The sequence below is a fragment of the Snodgrassella alvi genome (assembly GCF_002777745.1).
Lineage (GTDB): Bacteria > Pseudomonadota > Gammaproteobacteria > Burkholderiales > Neisseriaceae > Snodgrassella > Snodgrassella alvi_D.
The window spans coordinates 77,637-98,746 of record NZ_MEIO01000066.1; the positions used below are offsets into that span (position 1 = coordinate 77,637).

Below are 21,110 nucleotides of genomic sequence, written 5' to 3' on the forward strand. Positions count from 1 at the left end.
TGTTATCATACGCACCAAATTCTTGTAGTACTGACAAACCAACCACCTTCAAAGACAAGAAAAAATATTTGTAGTCGTGTTTTTATTTTTTAAGAGGATAAGTTATGAAAAAACCTGTACGCATCGCCGTAACGGGTGCTACCGGCCAGATTGGTTATGCTCTGCTTTTTCGCATTGCCAGTGGCGATATGCTTGGAACTGATACTCCGGTTATTCTGCAACTTTTAGATTTACCCCAGTCCCAAACCGCTGCTAAGGGCGTAATGATGGAATTACAAGATTGCGCCTTTCCCCTGCTGGTCGACATGTTCGCTACAGACGATCCTGAAGTAGCATTCAAAGATGCGGACATAGCCATCCTCGTTGGTGCCCGCCCGCGCACCAAAGGTATGGAACGCAGCGATTTACTACAGGCAAATGCAGCAATATTCACCACTCAAGGTGCGGCTCTAAATAAAGTAGCCAGCCGTGATGTAAAAGTCGTGGTAGTGGGCAATCCGGCCAATACCAATGCCTATATAGCCATGCAATCCGCACCAGACTTACCGGCTAAAAATTTTACCGCGCTGATGCGTCTGGACCAAAACCGCGCACTCAGCCAGCTGGCCGAAAAAACCGGCAAACCAGTAAGTAAAATTAAAAAACTGTGTATATGGGGAAATCACAGCCCTACCATGTACACCGATTACCGTTTTGCCACCTTAGACAATGAAAACATAGCGGAAATGATCAATGATCAGGACTGGTATAAAAACGAATATCTGCCTAAAGTAGGTAAACGCGGTTCTGCGATTATCGAAGCCCGTGGCCTCTCTTCAGCAGCAAGTGCCGCCAACGCCATCATCGACCAGATTCATGACTGGATAATCGGTAGTGATGGTGAATGGGTTACCATGGGAGTACCATCTGATGGTTCTTACGGCATTCCAGAAGGAATTGTATTTGGCTTTCCAATGACTTGTGAAAATGGTCAATACACAATTGTTAAAGATTTGCCAATTGATGAATTCAGTCAGCAGCGTATCAACCATACTTTAGCAGAACTTGAAGAAGAAAAAGCTGAAGTTAGCAGCTTATTATAAAATACAAATAAAATATCCTAAAATATCCGGCCAGCCTGAACAACTGGCCGGATATTTTTAATTAATCAAAACTACAACACTTTCCCATTTACCAGAAAACCAATTTAAATACATATAACAGCCACATTAACAAAGTAACTACCAACAATATCAGAGCAAGACAATTTACCCAATAACCCAGAGTCTGCTTTTGCCGTCTTCCAAGCACATGCCTTAACAACACACCCAATAAAATTACAATAGCAAACAGACGCAGTAATCGTCCTATCATATACTTTCCAAAACACGTTAAATCTGTGCAAATCAGACAAAGCCGCTATAATGCCAGTTTTCTATTCTTTTACCTATTCCCATGAAAGAAATAGATAGTATTGGCATTGTTACTCCGCAAAAGTGGTCTTTCAACTGTCCGTTAACCTTGCAGAACGGTTGTGTTTTACCACAGTTTGAATTAATGGTTGAAACATATGGCACCCTTAATACAGACAAAACTAATGCAGTACTGATATGCCATGCACTTTCTGGAAATCATCATGTTGCCGGTTACCATAGCAGTACCGACAAACATCCCGGCTGGTGGGATAACATGGTTGGTCCCGGTAAACCGGTCGATACCAACCGCTTCTTTGTCGTTGGCCTGAATAATCTGGGTGGCTGTCACGGCAGTACCGGACCGCTTAGTATTAATCCGGCCACCAACAAAGCATATGGTGCCGACTTTCCCATTGTTACAGTAAAAGACTGGGTTCAGAGCCAAGCCATGCTGGCTGACCGGCTTGGTATCCAGCAATGGGCAGCAGTAATGGGCGGCAGCTTAGGCGGAATGCAGGCATTACAATGGGCAATTGATCAACCACAGCGTCTGCGTCATGCATTGATCATAGCCTCCGCTCCACGCTTATCAACACAAAATATTGCTTTTAACGATGTAGCCCGACAAGCCATCCTGACTGATCCCGAATTTTGTGAGGGACATTATGCACAGCAACAACAAATTCCGCGCCGTGGCTTACGTATAGCGCGCATGATGGGGCATATCACCTATCTAGCAGAAGACGGACTGGGCAAAAAATTTGGGCGTCAAATGCGTCAGCCAAACTATCAGTATAATTACAACGTAGAATTTGAAGTTGAATCATACCTTCGTTATCAGGGTGACAAATTTGCCAACGTTTTCGATGCCAACAGCTATTTACTGATGACAAAAGCACTTGATTACTTCGATCCGGCGCGCGAATATGCTGATGATCTAGTTGCTGCCGTATCAGCAATCCAAGCCAAAATACTGATTGCCAGCTTCAGCAGCGACTGGCGTTTCTCACCCAGACGTTCACAAGAATTACTTGACGCACTAGTCGCAGCCAACAAACCTGTACAATACATAGCACTCAAGTCTGCCCATGGCCATGATGCATTCTTAATGGAAGACACAGACTATCAGACAGCCATCCGTATTTATTTTAACAATATAGCCACCGAACTGACACAATGAATACTTCATCAACGCCACTGCGTGGTGACTTACAAATGATTTTCGACTGGATTACACCCAATAGCCGTGTACTCGACTTAGGCTGTGGCGATGGTGAACTACTGGCAGCGCTGGTCAAACACAAAAATTGTCAAGGTTACGGGCTGGAAATTGCCACCAGCAGTGTTTTAGCCGCCATGCAGCGTGGTATCAATGTTATACAGGCCGATCTGGAAGCCGGCCTGCAACACTTTAACGATAACAGCTTTGATATTATAGTCTTAAGCCAAACCATTCAGGCTATGAAAAATACCGAAAACATCCTGCAGGAAATGAAACGCGTAGCCAGAGAAGCCATCGTCACATTCCCCAACTTTGGCTACTGGCGCAATCGCCTGCAAATCGCTTTGAATGGGCATATGCCAGTATCGGAACGCATGCCTTACCAATGGTATAACACCCCAAATATTCACTGGTGTACTCTTCATGATTTCGACAAATTATGCACCAAAAACCATTTAAGAGTTTTGCAGCGTGCCGTAATGAGTGGCAATAAACGTATTCGCTTATGGCCAAACTTACTCGGTAGCTTAGCCTTTTATCGCGTTGGCTAATCTTGCCAACCTGTAAGACACCCCCTGTCTGTCTGCAATCCAGATAGGTAACAGCAATATACGCCAAACTCAACAACAAACCAACAGACAGGTACTTCCCCCACTCACACAACAGCATTCTTATTCCATTACAGAATAAATTTTCTACCCAGCAACAATATTACCCATCAGTTACCATGCTCTGTTAATGCGATTTACGCGTATTTATGCGAAAATTAGCCATTTTCTTAATTGTTAAACCAACATGAAATTACATCAACAAGTTGCAGCTGAAGTTGAAAAAGCATTCAGCGCAACAGGACTTGCTGAACATCCAATTGTGCTACAACCTGCCAAAAACCGTGATTTTGGTGATTATCAGATCAATGGCGTAATGGGAGCAGCCAAAAAAAACAGACAGAATCCACGCGAACTGGCACAGAAAGTTGCCGAAGCACTACAGGAAAATCATCTGATAGCCACAGCAGAAGTCGCTGGACCAGGTTTTATCAATCTGCGTCTGCGGCCGGAAAAACTGGTTCAATATATCGAAAGCGCATTACAGGATGATCATTTAGGCATTACTCGCAGCAGCGAACCACAAACAATTGTTATCGATTATTCTTCACCTAATCTGGCTAAAGAAATGCACGTAGGGCATTTACGCTCCAGCATTATCGGAGACAGCTTAAATCGAGTATTATCATTTCTAGGGCATAAAGTTATTGCACAGAATCACGTAGGAGACTGGGGTACCCAATTTGGAATGCTGGTAGCTTACCTGACTGAGCAACAACAAAATGGCCGTGCCGATCTGGAACTGGCCGATTTAGAGCAGTTTTACCGCAACGCCAAAGTACGTTTTGATGAAGACGAAAACTTCGCCAATACTGCACGTGAATATGTAGTAAAATTACAAAGCGGTGACTCCAGCGTACTGACCTTGTGGCAACAGTTTGTACAAACATCATTGCAACACGCGCAGGCAGTTTACCAAAAACTGGGCTTAAAACTATTACCTAGTGATGTAACCGGTGAATCATTCTATAACGACCAGCTACAGCCTACCGTGAACGAACTGCTGGCCAAAGGCATTGCTGTAGACAGCGATGGCACCAAAGTCGTTTTTCTTGAAGAATTCAAGAATCAAGATAATGAACCGGCTCCATTCATTATTCAGAAAAAAGATGGCGGTTTCCTGTATGCAAGTACCGATTTAGCCTGTTTGCGCTATCGTATCAATACCTTGCACGCCAATCGCCTATTATATGTTGTAGATGCACGCCAAAGCCTGCATTTTAATGAATTATTTACCGTAGCTCGCAAAGCAGGCTGGCTACCAGAAAACGTACACGCTGAACATGTACCTTTTGGCACCATGATGGGCAAAGACGGCAAACCATTTAAAACCCGCAGTGGTGATACCGTAAAACTGATGGACTTGCTCAACGAAGCCGTAACCCGAGCATCCGCTCTAGTCGCCAGCAAAAACCCCGACTTAAGTCCAGCCGAGATAGCTCATATCGGACAAGTAGTAGGTATCGGTGCGGTGAAATACGCAGATTTAAGTAAAAACCGAACCAGCGATTACATATTTGACTGGGACAGCATGCTATCATTTGAAGGCAATACCGCACCCTATTTACAGTATGCCTATACTCGAGTACAGAGCGTTTTCCGTAAAGCAGGTACATGGGATAAAAATACCAGTATTAATCTCAATGAACCACTGGAACAACAACTGGCCGTAGAATTACTCAGATTTGAAGACGTGCTAGATAGCGTTGCTGATTCCACCTATCCGCATTATCTGGCAGCCTACCTGTATCAGATTGCTACCCTCTTCAGCCGTTTCTATGAGGCCTGCCCGATACTGAAAGCCGATGATGCCACACGCAATAGTCGCTTACAGCTAACCAGCCTCACCGGCAAAACCTTACAGCAAGGTTTAATTTTATTAGGTATAGATACTCTAGAAACCATGTAATTTAAGCAAATATTTATCTAAATTACAAATTGCACTGTCTGAGTCAGCATTACCTCAGACAGTGCAATTTTTTTATAAAAATAAAGCAGTAAACCGTAGTCAACAAATTTGTATTTTAATTCAAATAGAAAAATAAATATTCTTGGAATCAATATATTAAATAACATAAACTAACAACTATAGCATAGTTAAATAAACTAAATTAGCTCATTCACAATGTCGATCAATTGTTCTGTCTTACAAGCAACACTAATGCATAAACATAGAGCTAAACTTTAAGATAAATACATAGACTTAGAAATTATTATCCAATCAGACAATCAGCTACTATTACCAAAGAAAAGATGAAATTAACCTAAGATTTATCTTGAAAGCAAACCTATTATGCAAAACCCAAAGTAAGCGGATTACAACTTAGATCAAACTTATCCCAACTAATCGAGCAGATAGGTAATAAATAATTTCAACAATAGAAGAAAAAAACTTGAACAAAACTTAGAATAGCAAAAAAAGAAAATAAAAAAAGATATCTTAATCTCTAAGATATCTTTTTAAAATTCATGGTGCGGATAAAGAGACTCGAACTCTTACACCTTTCGGCGCCAGAACCTAAATCTGGTGCGTCTACCAATTTCGCCATATCCGCACAAGCAATCAAAACTGATTGAGCGTTAAATTATAGGATAATTTGCATTCCATGCCAAGAGAAATATTTCAATAATATACAAATAGATACACATAGACATAATTCTGTCTGACAGCTTCTTATTGTAAGCTCAGTGGTAGAAATAAGTTTACTATTGCAAATATCATTTCAGATAAATAGTGTCACTAGCAAAATACCGCATCCAAAAACCAATACGCCAATGAATTCAGACAGCAATCTAACCGAACAGAATAAAATAATAGAGAGAGAGATCAAATGTTTGGTGGGTGATGACGGAGTCGAACCGCCGACATTCTGCTTGTAAGGCAGACGCTCTACCAACTGAGCTAATCACCCATAAAAGAAAACAGCAAAAACGTAATTGGCGCGGCGGACGGGGCTCGAACCCGCGACCCCCGGCGTGACAGGCCGGTACTCTAACCAACTGAGCTACCACCGCGCAAGTTTCATGCTATGCATAAAATAGAAAACTGGTGGGTGATGACGGAGTCGAACCGCCGACATTCTGCTTGTAAGGCAGACGCTCTACCAACTGAGCTAATCACCCATAAAAGAAAACAGCAAAAACGTAATTGGCGCGGCGGACGGGGCTCGAACCCGCGACCCCCGGCGTGACAGGCCGGTACTCTAACCAACTGAGCTACCACCGCGCAAGTTTCATGCTATGCATAAAATAGAAAACTGGTGGGTGATGACGGAGTCGAACCGCCGACATTCTGCTTGTAAGGCAGACGCTCTACCAACTGAGCTAATCACCCATAAAAGAAAACAGCAAAAACGTAATTGGCGCGGCGGACGGGGCTCGAACCCGCGACCCCCGGCGTGACAGGCCGGTACTCTAACCAACTGAGCTACCACCGCGCAAGTTTCATGCTATGCATAAAATAGAAAACTGGTGGGTGATGACGGAGTCGAACCGCCGACATTCTGCTTGTAAGGCAGACGCTCTACCAACTGAGCTAATCACCCATAAAAGAAAACAGCAAAAACGTAATTGGCGCGGCGGACGGGGCTCGAACCCGCGACCCCCGGCGTGACAGGCCGGTACTCTAACCAACTGAGCTACCACCGCGCAAGTTTCATGCTATGCATAAAATAGAAAACTGGTGGGTGATGACGGAGTCGAACCGCCGACATTCTGCTTGTAAGGCAGACGCTCTACCAACTGAGCTAATCACCCATAAAAGAAAACAGCAAAAACGTAATTGGCGCGGCGGACGGGGCTCGAACCCGCGACCCCCGGCGTGACAGGCCGGTACTCTAACCAACTGAGCTACCACCGCGCAAGTTTCATGCTATGCATAAAACAGAAAACTGGTGGGTGATGACGGAGTCGAACCGCCGACATTCTGCTTGTAAGGCAGACGCTCTACCAACTGAGCTAATCACCCTGTGCTGTTGAGGCGCGTATTTAATCATAGAGTAAGAAACACAGCAAGCTCTTTTTTTCTTATACAGAGCAATTGTTTTATAATTTATTGTTTTAAAAATAAAACTTAACCTAGCTACTATTTAATTATTCTCAGCGTGCATCAAATCATATTTTCAGATACCACCTTTCAGCAGATATACACATCTTCAAAGCGCAGCACAATTAATATTTTAAAATTAAAACAAAACTTACAAATTCATCCAATATCTTGATTTCATTATTAATGAATAAATATTACTCTATATAGTGATTTCTTTTCTACATCTACACAGATTAAATAAAAAAACTGTTATTAAATAATTTTCTCTACAGATATAGACAACATTCATCAGAAAATAAACAATACATTGCCAAATACCAGCTAAAAAATAAATTAATAATATATTATTTAAAAAACAAACAATATAAACAAACAACAAATAACTGTTTAAACCAAAATATGAATATATTAATTTTAATTAGCAAGAATCAGATATAGTAGCCATACATTTATCCTCTATGATAATTTCCCACTCTTAACTAAACAGATTTAATTTCGTCCTCATCCTAAAAATTCATATTTTATAACTATTCGGATTGAAACAAATGAGGATAAATTTTCACAAAGATACTTTTAACATAAATAATACAAACTAAAATCAATCTCAACTAATATTCTGTTTTCTTGGACTAAATTCCAATCTGAATACCAGTAAACAATTCTTATTAAAATTACAAAAGCGGATTCAACCAAACTGATACTATTGCTATACCTGTATATACCGTCAGCTCATCTTAATACCCATATAAATCACATATAACATAAAGAATTAAGAAAACTATCAATAAGCAACCAGATGCAATCCGAACGCATGCAGCCAAATCTCGTATTCTCTCTCAAATCCTGAATTATACCGTTTTAGCATTTTAAATCTGCTTGCTATTCCATCAGCCATAACCAATACTTTACTGATATACAGCTACACCAGAAAAACAAATCCATTAGCGTCTCATTTTATACTGCTAGACTAAATCTCAACTTGTATATCGACCATACCAACAGTATATTAATAAACATACCCCCTGTTACCTGTAAATACCGAGTAAATGAATCAATTTCCAATTCCAACGGCAATGGAGCCACATAGCTGCGCCGTTTAGCGTTATAAATACGAATTTAATGTAGAGACGAAAACATTCCGGAAACTCAGCATAGCCAGAACACATATCGAAATATAGATTGAGTTAAAGAAGTTTTAACAGACATCACCAGCAACTGTATAATGACACTTACCCTGCTTTCCAGCCAATATACAGATCCACTAATCAGGCTAGAAAAATGCAGTAAGCTTCACGATACACATCCAATCCAGCTAATTCTCAGAACACGCATGATAATATTTAAAAACTAGAATTCTCTCTAATAACCAAACTATGCATCAATTTTCAGTTAGTGCCCGTAATCTGTCAGCAAATAAACAGAAACACCAATATTATTTCCTGCGTGCGAGTTAACTCTAATCCAGACGCCGCGAATGCATTAATCACAGAACATCATCAGATAGTATTTATCAGCAACGGCTACAACTACTCCACTGAACTGACACAGAATATTACCGCAAGACCAGCAACGACATTATCTGCATTATATAGTTACAATATTCTCAGCATAGAGATAGACATCATAGCTTCTGCTCATATTAGAACACAGATAAACGGAACTGCTTACTTCAAACAATGTCAATAGCCTGTCCAGCCTATAGTTATAGATACAGATGGCAATGGCACTACTGATAGTATCTATACTGGCGACTATAACGCACTCTATACCGCCCTGATTTACGTGCTTCTCACTTATAGACTGGACAAAATATAAAGTTCACACCACCGATGCACCAGTCACAGCAGCTCCAGATACACTTCAGACAAAAGCCATAGTAAACCCTAATGTTAGCAACGTTTATTATCGCTAAATTCTATATCCAGACATAATATTTACTTTTGGTGCTGGCAGCACTATCTATCAGTCTAACCCGAACAATAAAGACGCACAAACCATATGCGGAATCGGAAATGATTTAAACCGGCAACATCATCAATAAATTAGAAAAATAATAAACTTTCAATGCAATTTTACACAAAATGAACCTGTCACCAGCTAAGCAATAATCTACTTAATCCATCAATGCATCGGGGCTGATATTTCACACGGCAAAATTTAACTTACCTGCATAAACTGGGTAATACATTGCACACAATGCAGATCTAAACTTTATATTTTAAGACAGGCCTTCTGTTGGCAGCAGTATCAACACTGAAAGGACGTTTTACTGTTCCGGATAATTACGAAAGCAATATCGGCTTCCCCCTTTTCTTCACCACAGCCCTTCAAAAGCTGTTCACACCGCACAGCAGTTGTTACCACTATTGATAGAGAAAAGCTAACCATTCAAGTAATACACTGCCTGATTAGACTGTCCCGTATCCGAAATTGAAACATCAAAACAGCTTATTGAAAGCACTCAATCAATAAAGACAGCCAAAATAAATTATCATATTTTTTTTATTATTTACAAATAACAAAAATTGATCTGCTTATTTCCACATAAATAATTACAAATCTATATAAAAAACAATACATAAAAAATTCCAAAGAAATAATTAATTTGATAAATCAATATGATAATATATTTATTACAAAAATTTATAATATACATCAATATATGAAATTTTATAAATAAAATTCCCTAACCCGATTATGCAAAATCCATTACATTTACAAATAATCATTAATAATCATAATATTATAAATAAGAATAAAACCATTATCTAATTAATATTTCAACCTAAACAAAGCCTAAATAACTCTTGTGTCAATTTATATTATGTATTCTGCTTAAAATGATATCTTATTTAACATATACAAAATAGTATATAATTATGATAATTTGTGTATAGCATAATATTTAAATCGATTTGCCATATCTGCCCATACTGGAAAGTAATTAACTATGAGCACTTTAAGTACAAACAATAAAAAAACCAGATTTCAAAAAGGGAAAAAATTTCTATTTGTTGCGGTAGCAGGAGCATTAAGCACTCAGGCAGTGGCAGATGTAAATATATTCGCCGATATCCCTCTGCATTTGCAAAATACTTCTACAGTTACAACTTCTTATAATATCAAACCTAATATCATCTTATTAATTGATTCTTCAGGCAGTATGAATGAAAAACTTCAGGGAGATTCAATTAAATGCAGAAACCGTACATCTATAAGAAAAAATGCGGAGGGAGTAACCACTGCATGGTCTCCATGGAGTGAGTATAAGTATGGGTTTCAAGAAACACCGGCGAATACCAAAGATATTCAATATAGATGCAGGCAATTCAAAAAAATTGATGGTGTAAAAGATGTGTTGCTGAATATTCTGGCAGACTACCGCAATGATATGTATTTTGCATTCCGTCCTCTGCTCGGTACCGATGACCGCTATAATACTTTTTATGACACCTCAGATCCTGAACAATACGATGCATTAACTAAGCACATCAAAGATATTGCCGCTGGTGGCGGAACACCGACTACCGAGCAAATTGCTGTTGTAGCCAGAAATTTAGTGATGAACAAATTACAGTATCGCTGTCAGAAATCATATATTGTTCTGCTTTCAGACGGTGAGGCCGATAATACTGTTGCCAGATCAGATACCATAATGGATGGTTATTTTGACAGTAAATGGAAAACAAATCAGGAAAGATATGACTTTTTTACTCGTGGCGGCAATTACCGGACTCAAAACAAACCTCACCGTCTGGAACATTACACAAGAATATTATACGAAAAAAATTTCGGACCCTATATTTACGATAATAAATTTTATTATTCTGATGGGAGTACAATTTATACTCATGTTAATAAACGTACTACCGATAATGCCGGACAACCGTGGGATTCCCCTGATCCTTTGAATAACAACCTTCCTTTCACTCAAACGGCTGAAACCTTTACTATTGGCGTAGGTTTAGGGCAGAAAACCAATGCAAACGGACAGATTGCCATCCCATATCTGGAAAACGGTGCCATGCCGTCCAGTAATTTCTTTAACACCAATTCTCAAACAGAGATTATAAAAGCTTTTAAAGACATCTTCGAATCAATTAAAGGATCCTCCGAAACTACCACTACCACCACTACTTCTACTGCGCCAACGGTAGCCATATCTCGCTCTGAAAGCAACAATATATCCATTACAGCCACAGTTGAATCCGGCGCATGGAGTAGTAAAATATGTATTCGCAAAATAAAAGATAAAACCAATAATGAATGTACTGCCCAGCCATCATTCAACAACCGTCAGCTCTTATTGAATAACGGCACTCGTACCTACCTGTATTCAGGAAATCTGACCGGTTTAAATAATGATACATTCAAGATCAGCAATAATGGTAAAAACCAATCAGAATGGTTAAATGGTTTACTGGCCTGGCTTAGCCGTTCCAAACCGGATGATGCCATCAAAACTGATGACTTTGTACTTGATTACCGTCAGCGAACCGCATCACCTATAGCTGGCCCCAATGCAAATCGCGATATAGGTGATATGATTGATAATCCGATCATTACCGCGGGTAATATTGATGAGAGTAACGGCCTGCAGAAATACATGGTTACCTCTGCTAACGATGGCATGGTATATGTTTTCCGCTCTACTAATAATGAACAATATCCTTATGATTTGAAATTCAATTTCATGCCTATGGGTATTGAACGCCAGAGCAATGATGGTTCTGATCTGGTTGCCCATTATTATAAAGATCTCACCCATAATGATTATGGAAGAAACAGCCTGCATCCGCATCGCTTCCTCCTGAATGGAGGAATGGTGGTACAGCAAACTGAGCAGAGTAAAGATAGAAATGGCAATGACCGCCCGCAACAGACATTTATGGTCTCAACAATGGGACAGGCCGGCCGCGGAGCGTTTGCCATTAATATCGGAGGAAATGAGCTGGTTTCCGGCCGAGCAATTGCTGTAGATAATATGGGCAGCTCCGGCTGGTATAATGACGTATCCCTGTTCCAGACACCCACTGGACCAAATAATTACTTTGGCTTTACCGTGGGTACTCCAGCCATCGCAAGGCTACGGGTAAATGAAGACCCTGATGCATCCCCTACTTCTGTAGCCAACCACATCCGTGAAGCCGCATTTATCAGTAACGGATATAACTATTCTTCTACGTTGGCCAGCAATAATGCAGGTCAGCCCTCCTCAGAGTCTGCACTTTATATTTACGATATTCTGGGTGTGGATGTAGGCACTGACGGCTATACCAGAACTGGCTATAGAAAAGGTGAATTGATTGCCAAGCTTACTCCAGAGCAAGACCCCGAGTCAGAAGAATATGCTGGTGGACTTTCCGGCCCGACAGTGATTGATATTGATGGTGATGGTGTTGCAGATATGGCTTATGCCGGAGATTATGCAGGTAACTTGTATCGTTTTGATCTGAGATCGCCTGATCCTGCCCAATGGACTGTACACAAATTATTTTCGGCCGGTGCACCTATCACTTCTGCACCTGGTGTTATTCTGGTTAACAATACACAGGATAATAACAATTCAAATAATGGCAATAACAACAATCAGGATAATATGACTGCCGTTATCACTTTTGGTACAGGTAGTGATATTTATCAGTCTGATTTATTAAATAAAGATCAGCAAGCTGTATATGGTATCTATGACAATCTGAATGACACTACACCAACTGAAGTTTCAAAACAGTCTTTGCTGAAGCAGGAATTAACCGCCAGTGGAGATTATCGCCAACTTTCAGACAATCTGTTTAACCCAAAAGTTAACCGAGGCTGGTATTTCAATCTGGAAAACGGCACGGGCGAACGCGTGGTAAGCAAACCTATTGTTGTTTCCTATGGTGGTGTTGTTTTTTCTCGAAAATATAAAACCACAAAAGATGACAAATTACCAGATCCTTGTCAGGAAACTGAACGCAAAGAGGAAAGCGAAGTATACAGTAGTATAATACAATATAATATTAAAACTGGCGGCAGACTGGGAGAGAAAGATCCTCATTTTAATGTAGGTGCTCCGCTTGGTACAGTGAAAACTATTCAAGGACTATATAGTTTCACTGTTTCTGGTAATAATCGTGTGGATGTGGGCGGTAATCTGACACAATCTCCATTAGGTAAAGATCCAAGACGAACTGAAGAGTGCACTCGAGCACCAATGGAAGGTATCGATACAGAGGGTAACGTAGTTTCGATTAACGTGCCTAGATGCCCGATCAGCTTCAAGCGTTTGTCATGGAGAGAAATTAAAACCAGCTATACAGGCTAAATTCACTTTATGAGACCAACGGCTAGTCAATACTAGCCGTTTTATTTTTTACCTTTTGTTGTAAATTGTCTAACTAAATCACTCTTATTTTATGATAATTCAAATTATAAATTTATAGAAAAATATTACTCTGAATATCCTGCATCATAACTAAAAACAGCAGATTAAATAAATATTCCATCATTATTTTTAATGAAAATATTTATCATATTATAAAACAACACTGGGTTAATAAATATAAATTTAACTAATAAAAACATTAATATATACCTAATCAGTAAATATTTAAATAATATCTTTTACAACCCATATTATGATTTAAGCATATTTATTTATACATTTTCCGAATAAAAGATATTCCATATATATTAATGTATTTGCATATTCAATTTAATCTCAATTGATCCTATATAGTAACAATACACAAAATTAACTAAATTTTACAAAAAATTTATTTTATTTATTTGAATAGATATTGCTTTAGGAGTAATAATATAAAAAAGCGTTATCAAAGTGCTAAATTTATTATTTATTTTATGTGAACTTAGATATCATTGTTACACTTAGAGGTATAGTAGTTATATATATACCGTAAATTTGTTAAATTGTATTAAAGTTTATACTGTTGTTACACCTAGTGGAGAGTAACTAACATGCACCATAGATTAGTTGAAAATAAAAAAGACAAATTTCTTAAAAGGCAAAAAACACTGTCTTCAGCAGTTATTGCTGCGCTGATTGCTTTTTCTGCATGGCAAGCTCAGGCAGAAGCTAATATATTTGCCGACATCCCGCTACATTTACAAAAATCATCTACGATTACAACTGCCTATGGTGTTAAGCCAAATATTACCTTATTTATTGACGATTCAGCCAGTATGGTAGAAAAAATTAAAGAGGGCTACTCGTATAGATGTAGAAACCGAAAATCAATAAGGAAAAACGCAAGAGGAAGAACCATAGCCTGGTCTCCATGGAGTGATTATAACTATGGAATAGAAGAGGTACCAGCCAACACCAATGATATCCAATATAGATGCCGGCAAGATAGAAAAATCGATGGGGTTAAAGCTGTTTTGCTGAATATTCTGGCAAACTATCACAATGATATGTATTTTGCTCTCCATCCTCTGCACAAGGGCGGTATCGACGAGCGTTATAATACATTTTATGATACTTCAGATTCAACACAATACAATACACTGGCGGAACTTATCAAAAAAATGCCGACTCATGGTTCTACGCCAACCACACAGCGATTTCCAGTTGTAGCCAGAAATTTAGTGATGAACAAATTAAAGTACCGCTGTCAGAAATCTTATATAATTTTGCTTTCTGATGGTGAGGCTAAATCACAGTTTGCCAGAGAAAACGATAATGGCGATGATGATGGTTATTTTGATGGAGTTGGTTCATGGAGGCTTGCATGGCAACCTGAAAATAATGCTTTTAATGTTCGTGATTATTTTGATGATACCGGTAAATGGCTAGATAAAAGAAAAAGAAGAGATTTTTTACACTCAGACAAAGATGTTATGCCCTACCGTCTGAAGTTTTACAGCGAAACATTAAAAGAAAAAAATTTCGGACCTTATATTTACAATGGTAATTTTTATAACGATATAGGTAATGCTATTTTTCACCCTAGTAAACGTACTACCGATGAAGCAGGTCAACCGTGGAATGCTCCTGACGCTCTGAATGGTCAGCGTCCTTTCACTCAAACGGCAGAAACATTTACTATTGGCGTGGGCTTAGGCCAGAAAACTTCCAACTTAGGTAAAAAGGCTATTCCATATTTGGAAAATGGTGCCATGCCGACTGGAAATTTCTTTAATACCAATACCAAGGCAGAAATTCAAGAAGCTTTTCAAAAAATCTTCGAATCAATTAAAGGTTCCTCCGAAACTACCACTACCACCACTACTTCTACTGCGCCAACCGTGGCCGTATCCCGCTCTGAAAGTGACAATATATCCATTACAGCCATAATTGAATCCGGCGCATGGAGCAGTAAAATCTGTATTCGCAAAATTGATAAAAATAAAAAAGATAACGAGTGTACTGCCCAGCCATCATTCAACAACCGTCAGCTCTTATTGAATGACGGTACTCGTACCTACCTGTATTCAGGAAGTCTGACTGGTTTGAACAATGATACATTCAAGATCAGCAATAATGGCAAAAACCAGTCAGAATGGTTAAATGGTTTACTGGCCTGGCTTAGCCGTTCCAAACCGGATAATGCCATTAAGACTGATGACTTTGTACTCGATTACCGCCGGCGAACCACATCACCTGTGGCAGGATTTGGAGAAACCCGCGATATGGGTGACATGATTGATAATCCGATCATTACCGCGGGTAATATAGATAAAAGTAACGGCCTGCAGAAATACATGGTTACCTCTGCCAACGATGGCATGGTATATGTTTTCCGCTCTACTAATGATGAAAAACATCCTTATGATTTGAAATTCAATTTCATGCCTATGGGTATTGAACGTCAGAGCAATGATGGTTCTGATCTGGTTGCCCATTATTATAAAGATCTCACCCATAATGATTATGGAAGAAACAGCCTGCATCCGCATCGCTTCCTCCTGAATGGAGGAATGGTGGTACAGCAAACTGAGCAGAGTAAAGATAGAAATGGCAATGACCGTCCGCAACAGACATTTATGGTCTCAACAATGGGACAGGCCGGCCGCGGAGCGTTTGCCATTAACATCGGAGGGAATGAGCTGGTTTCCGGCCGAGCAATTGCTGTAGATAATATGGGCAGCTCTGGCTGGTATAATGACGTATCCCTATTCCAGACACCCACCGGACCAAATAATTACTTTGGCTTTACCGTGGGTACTCCAGCCATCGCAAGGCTACGGGTGAATGAAGACCTTAATGCATCCCCTACTTCTGTAGCTAACCACATCCGTGAAGCCGCATTTATCAGTAACGGATATAACTATTCTTCTTCGTTAGCCAGCGATAATGCAGGTCAGCCCTCCTCAGAGTCTGCGCTTTATATTTACGATATTCTGGGTGTAGACGTAGGCACTGACGGCTATACCAGAACCGGCTTTGCAAAAGGTGATCTGATTGCCAAACTTACTCCGCCTGAGATTGTTAGGCAGCCGTCTCCGACACAAGATCCCAATTCGGATGATTTTGAGGATGATTCGAATGAACATACTGGAGGACTTTCCAGCCCGACAGTGATTGATATTAATGGTGATGGTGTTGCAGACATAGCTTATGCCGGAGATTATGCGGGTAACTTATACCGTTTTGACCTGAGATCACCTGATCCTGCTAAGTGGACTGTGCACAAACTATTTTCGGCTGGCGCACCCATCACCTCTGCACCTGGTGTAATTCTGGTTAACAATCCACAGAAGAGTGCGATTATTACTTTTGGTACGGGTAGTGATATTTATCAGTCTGATTTATCAAATAAAGATCAGCAGACTGTATATGGTATCTATGATAATCTGAATGAAAAGACACCAACTGAAATTTCAAAACAGTCTTTGCTGAAGCAGGAACTAACCCCCAGTGGCGATTATCGCTACCTTTCAGATAACCCGTTTAACCCAAGAGTTAACCGAGGCTGGTATTTCGACCTGGAAAGCGGCACGGGTGAACGTGTAGTAAGCAAACCTATTACTATTCTTCATAGTGGCATTATCATTAGTCGAAAATATAAAACCACAAAAGATAATAAATTGCCTGATCCTTGCCAGTCAACTGAACGCAAAGAGGAAAGCGAAGTTTACAGCAGTGTAATACAGTACAATATTAAAACGGGCGGCAAACTGGGAGAAAAGAATCCATATTTAGATAATGATGCACCAGCTGGCGCAGCGGTATCTATTCAAGGAATATATGGTCTTAAAGTAACTGGTAACGATCGTATCGATATAGGTGGTGATTTGACACAGTCAGTATTAAAAGTACTAAGAAGTGCTGATGATGGGGGTTCTAATGATGGTACTGATGAACAGTTTACGGTTACGGAAGAATGCACCCGTGCACCTATAGAAGGAGCCGATACAAAAGGCAATGTGGTTTCGATTATAGCTCCTAGATGCCCGATTAAATTCAAGCGCTTATCATGGAGAGAAGTTAAAACTGACTATACTGGTTAAATTCACTTTATAAAATCAACGGCTAGTCAATACTAGCCGTTGATTATTTATATCACTAAAAAATATAAATCTATTATAGGGACTTTAATTAGTAAAATGTCCCATTTTTTCCATTTTGGTATGCAGATATTGCTGGTTTTCAGGATTCTGGCCTACATGTAAGGGTACGCGATTAGTTACATTGATACCAAGCGCTTTAAGTGTGGCTACTTTCTGTGGGTTGTTGGTCATTAACTGTATTGACTGCACCCCCAGATAATCAAGAATTTCTTTGGCCAAAGAAAAGTCACGGGCGTCAACCGGCAAGCCTAATGCCAGATTTGCTTCAACGGTATCCATTCCTTCATCCTGAAGTTTATAGGCACAGATTTTATTCAGTAAGCCAATGCCACGCCCTTCCTGACGTAAATACACAATTACGCCACATCCTTCATGCTGCACTGCTTTCATGGCAGCCTCAAGCTGCGGCCCACAGTCACAACGCTTAGAAAACAAAGCATCGCCGGTAAGACATTCAGAATGAATTCGTCCGAGAACGGCTTCTCCACTAGCAATATTGCCTACAGTGAGTGCAATATGTTCCTGCCTGTTGCGTACGTCCTCAAACCCGTACATGGTAAATTCACCCCACTGCGTTGGCAAACGGCAGGAGGCAATAAAACGTACTGGGCTATGATCTTTAATCTGGTTTTGATGTGTTGTTGGCATGATATTTATCCCTTGATAAATGCGGTACTGGCGTTTTGCAGATTTTGCAGCAATGGCGTGATAACAATGGCCAAAGCTGTCCAATCGATTAATTCTGCTTCAGTAATGGCATTATTGTGCTGATGAGCAGTATATAGTACACCCAGCACCTGCCCCTGCTCATTGGTTACGGGAACAGCCAGCTGGGAAGCGTTAACCTGTTCACCAATCAGGCTGCCATCTGCTAGCCATTGCTGTACGTTATTTACCTGATTCAGCCAGCCGGTTGATGCAGTACGGACAAATAAGTACTGTTGCACCTGTTGCTGTTCACATTCAAGTTTAACCGGCAAATTACTGCCCCGAGCCAGTAATCGGTATAGCTGCCCTGCTTCATCATTAGCTTCATATAAATATAAAGCAAAGGTATCATTATGATGACGGCTTGAAATTGAATCTAAAGCGAGATACAACTGACGCAATGTGTATGCACTATTATTATTGGCTGTAAACAGATCAGTTGGATGCATTTGTCGCAATGCTTCTGTATTCAAGCCAAATATTTGTGCCAAACTGAATCCGTTTTCTTCATACCACAATATAGACATATCGATTTCTGCCTGAGCCAGCTCTAATACTGATTGGACTGCCAGCATAGCCATCTGTACTTCTTCTGCTGGTACTTTTAATCCTTGCGTTTGCAGGTAATCACGCACCTGAGCGCATACCATATTTTTCCTTACTTTGTTCTTTGCAAGTGATTATTGTAACCGAAAATCGGCCGGATACTGGATAACAAGCTATAAGTACAACGACAAATAAGAATTTCTTTATTATTTATACTGGCCTTTTCTGAATACTGAAAATCAGCAACTAAGATCAAATTATTTGTATCATAAACTTATAAATATTTGTTAGTGTAATTTGCTTCTAAGAAGAAAGTTATTGGCACATTGATAACTGGCGGAATCGATCTATTCAGCTTCTGACTAACAATATCTGAAATAATGATGAATTACCTTAAACGATAGATGCTGTTAATTTAATTGCAGTAAGTTAAATTAAGATTAAGTACTTGTATTATATAAAAACTCAATTAATAATAATCATACCGTGGCTTCACGGCAGCTATTATATAAGGAGTGGTATATGAGCAATCTAAAACCCGGTGATAATTCTGGCACTAATGGCGGAATTTATCAGGAAGTTGATCAGCATGGCCATGGTTTGGAAAACTATGTCACTATTAAAGATCATGAAAAAGCACCTCCTACCCAGCATGCAGGTAATAGCTGGAGATTGAAAGACAGGACGCCAGACAGTAAGCATTGATTGTATGTTTGTTAAAAGCTATCTGGTTGTATGGATGCATGATATAGAAAGTAATTTCTCCCTTCTGATAATTGCAGCACAATATCAGGCAATCAGATAGCGCTTATTATTATCAATATATATGAACTCTTTAACATCGCTTAAGCTTCTGGTTATCATTGGCTGCATTTCTCATAATATTCCATCCTCTTTTCTTTGTCTGAGATTACACCGATTTTTAAATAAGCTAATTAATATTCGAGCAGTTCATTATTTCTAATCAATATTATTGTAACTATCCCCTAAAATAGTACAGCATAAAAGTAGAAAATTCTCTTTATTAACCCATTGAGGATTTAAGCATGAAAAAAATGACTGAACATCAAATCGTATCTATTTTAAAAGAAGCTGAAGCCGGTATCCCCGTCAAAGAACTCTGCCGTAAATATGGCATCGGCAATTCAACTTTTTATAAATGGCGTGATAAATACGGTGGTATGGAAACGTCCGATATCAAACGTTTAAAGGAGCTAGAGGCTGAAAACCGTAAGCTTAAGCAGATGTTTGCTGAGCTGAGTTTAAAATCTCAGCTTCAGGAGGAAATCATAAAAAAGCTATAGTGCCTACTCAAACACGTAAAGCTTGGGCTGTACAACTGCAAGAAAGTCATTCTGTTACTATTGCCATGAGCTGCGCTATTGTTAGCTTAAGTCGCTGCGCTTACTATTATCAACCTAAATTACCGGATGATTCAGTGATTATGTCGGTACTAAGTGCTATTACCGATAAGCATTTACGCTGGGGCTTTCCTAAATGTTTTAATCGCATCAGCAAGCTCGGCTATAAATGGAATCATAAACGTGTGTATCGGGTGTATTGTGAATTAAAGCTTAATCTCAGGGTAAAGCGTAAACAACGCATTCCTCCACGAAGCCCAGAAAGGCTATCAGTACCCAATAAACAAGGTGAATGCTGGTCAATGGATTTTATGAGTGACAGCAGTCGCAATCAACAGCGTTTTAGAACCTTCAATGTGATAGATGACTTTAATCGTGAGGCGTTAGGCATTGATATTGCGGTTAGTTTACCTGCTGGCAGGATTACCCGTTACCTAGATAAACTGGCCGAATATCATGGCTATCCACTCAAAATACGAGTGGATAATGGACCGGAATTTACCGGAAAAACATTCATCGACTGGGCAAAGTCACATGGTATAACCATAGATTATATTCAACCAGGTAGCCCATATCAAAACGGATATATTGAACGATTTAATCGCACCTATCGCACAGAGGTACTAGATTTATATCTATTTAATAATCTGGAACAAGCAAGAAAGGTAACCGAAGAATGGCTAACCATTTATAACACGGAAAGGCCTC

At 39.7% G+C, this 21,110-nt stretch carries 12 protein-coding genes and 12 tRNA genes; 9 read left to right on the plus strand and 15 right to left on the minus strand.

What is annotated here, in order from left to right; translation table 11 throughout:
• Positions 1–104: 104 nt before the first annotated feature.
• Positions 105–1,082: a malate dehydrogenase gene (locus BHC51_RS12205; RefSeq protein ID WP_100099934.1), complete on the plus strand. Its 978-nt coding sequence runs from the start codon at positions 105–107 to the stop codon at positions 1,080–1,082.
• An 88-nt stretch (positions 1,083–1,170) separates the two neighbouring features.
• Here BHC51_RS12205 and BHC51_RS13460 read toward each other — a convergent pair whose 3' ends face one another.
• Positions 1,171–1,353, minus strand: a complete 183-nt coding sequence (locus BHC51_RS13460; protein ID WP_100154155.1) for a protein MIGRI — start codon at positions 1,351–1,353, stop codon at positions 1,171–1,173.
• 81 nt (positions 1,354–1,434) lie between these two features.
• Here BHC51_RS13460 and metX point away from each other — a divergent pair, with 81 nt between their 5' ends.
• The 3 genes from metX to argS all read left to right on the plus strand — a co-directional run bounded on the left by metX (position 1,435) and on the right by argS (position 5,133).
• The gene (gene metX / locus BHC51_RS12215) at positions 1,435–2,574 is read left to right on the plus strand and encodes a homoserine O-succinyltransferase MetX (RefSeq protein ID WP_100154156.1); all 1,140 of its coding nucleotides are present in this window, start codon (positions 1,435–1,437) and stop codon (positions 2,572–2,574) included.
• Complete coding sequence (gene metW, locus BHC51_RS12220) at positions 2,571–3,167, plus strand: methionine biosynthesis protein MetW (protein WP_100099932.1); 597 nt, start codon at positions 2,571–2,573, stop codon at positions 3,165–3,167. Before metX ends, metW begins: the two co-directional genes overlap by 4 nt.
• Positions 3,168–3,411: 244 nt before the next feature.
• Entirely contained in the window at positions 3,412–5,133 is a 1,722-nt protein-coding gene (argS, locus tag BHC51_RS12225; RefSeq protein ID WP_100099931.1) for an arginine--tRNA ligase, read from the plus strand.
• Between the two features lie 561 nt (positions 5,134–5,694).
• Here the strand turns inward: argS and BHC51_RS12230 are convergent.
• The 12 genes from BHC51_RS12230 to BHC51_RS12285 all read right to left on the minus strand — a co-directional run bounded on the left by BHC51_RS12230 (position 5,695) and on the right by BHC51_RS12285 (position 7,191).
• A tRNA-Leu gene (locus BHC51_RS12230) sits at positions 5,695–5,779 on the minus strand.
• A 281-nt stretch (positions 5,780–6,060) separates the two neighbouring features.
• A tRNA-Val gene (locus BHC51_RS12235) sits at positions 6,061–6,136 on the minus strand.
• A gap of 26 nt (positions 6,137–6,162) precedes the next feature.
• Positions 6,163–6,239 (minus strand) — tRNA-Asp (locus BHC51_RS12240).
• A 32-nt stretch (positions 6,240–6,271) separates the two neighbouring features.
• Positions 6,272–6,347 (minus strand) — tRNA-Val (locus BHC51_RS12245).
• Positions 6,348–6,373: 26 nt separating this feature from the next.
• Positions 6,374–6,450, minus strand: a tRNA-Asp gene (locus BHC51_RS12250).
• A 32-nt stretch (positions 6,451–6,482) separates the two neighbouring features.
• Positions 6,483–6,558, minus strand: a tRNA-Val gene (locus BHC51_RS12255).
• A 26-nt stretch (positions 6,559–6,584) separates the two neighbouring features.
• Positions 6,585–6,661 (minus strand) — tRNA-Asp (locus tag BHC51_RS12260).
• Between the two features lie 32 nt (positions 6,662–6,693).
• A tRNA-Val gene (locus tag BHC51_RS12265) sits at positions 6,694–6,769 on the minus strand.
• A 26-nt stretch (positions 6,770–6,795) separates the two neighbouring features.
• Positions 6,796–6,872, minus strand: a tRNA-Asp gene (locus BHC51_RS12270).
• Between the two features lie 32 nt (positions 6,873–6,904).
• Positions 6,905–6,980 (minus strand) — tRNA-Val (locus BHC51_RS12275).
• A gap of 26 nt (positions 6,981–7,006) precedes the next feature.
• A tRNA-Asp gene (locus BHC51_RS12280) sits at positions 7,007–7,083 on the minus strand.
• A gap of 32 nt (positions 7,084–7,115) precedes the next feature.
• Positions 7,116–7,191 (minus strand) — tRNA-Val (locus tag BHC51_RS12285).
• A gap of 3,031 nt (positions 7,192–10,222) precedes the next feature.
• On the opposite strand from BHC51_RS12285, the gene BHC51_RS12290 reads away from it, so the two are divergent.
• Positions 10,223–13,579: a PilC/PilY family type IV pilus protein gene (locus BHC51_RS12290; RefSeq protein WP_100154157.1), complete on the plus strand. Its 3,357-nt coding sequence runs from the start codon at positions 10,223–10,225 to the stop codon at positions 13,577–13,579.
• Positions 13,580–14,232: 653 nt separating this feature from the next.
• Positions 14,233–17,727 (plus strand): PilC/PilY family type IV pilus protein, encoded by a 3,495-nt coding sequence (locus tag BHC51_RS12295; protein ID WP_100154158.1) that lies wholly within the window; start codon positions 14,233–14,235, stop codon positions 17,725–17,727.
• An 84-nt stretch (positions 17,728–17,811) separates the two neighbouring features.
• Here BHC51_RS12295 and ribA read toward each other — a convergent pair whose 3' ends face one another.
• Positions 17,812–18,435 carry a GTP cyclohydrolase II gene (gene ribA, locus BHC51_RS12300; protein WP_100124396.1) on the minus strand — a complete coding sequence of 208 codons (624 nt, stop codon included), beginning with the start codon at positions 18,433–18,435 and terminating at the stop codon, positions 17,812–17,814.
• 5 nt (positions 18,436–18,440) lie between these two features.
• Entirely contained in the window at positions 18,441–19,145 is a 705-nt protein-coding gene (locus BHC51_RS12305; RefSeq protein WP_100154159.1) for a hypothetical protein, read from the minus strand.
• 418 nt (positions 19,146–19,563) lie between these two features.
• On the opposite strand from BHC51_RS12305, the gene BHC51_RS12310 reads away from it, so the two are divergent.
• From BHC51_RS12310 to BHC51_RS12320, 3 genes are all read left to right on the plus strand, one after another.
• Complete coding sequence (locus BHC51_RS12310) at positions 19,564–19,746, plus strand: hypothetical protein (protein WP_100154160.1); 183 nt, start codon at positions 19,564–19,566, stop codon at positions 19,744–19,746.
• 341 nt (positions 19,747–20,087) lie between these two features.
• A complete protein-coding gene (locus tag BHC51_RS12315) occupies positions 20,088–20,345 on the plus strand; it encodes a transposase (RefSeq protein ID WP_100098913.1) in 258 nt (85 codons plus the stop codon).
• Positions 20,345–21,110 (plus strand): IS3 family transposase (locus tag BHC51_RS12320; protein ID WP_100154161.1); only part of this gene is annotated, 766 nt, incomplete at its 3' end. The genes BHC51_RS12315 and BHC51_RS12320, both read left to right, overlap by 1 nt.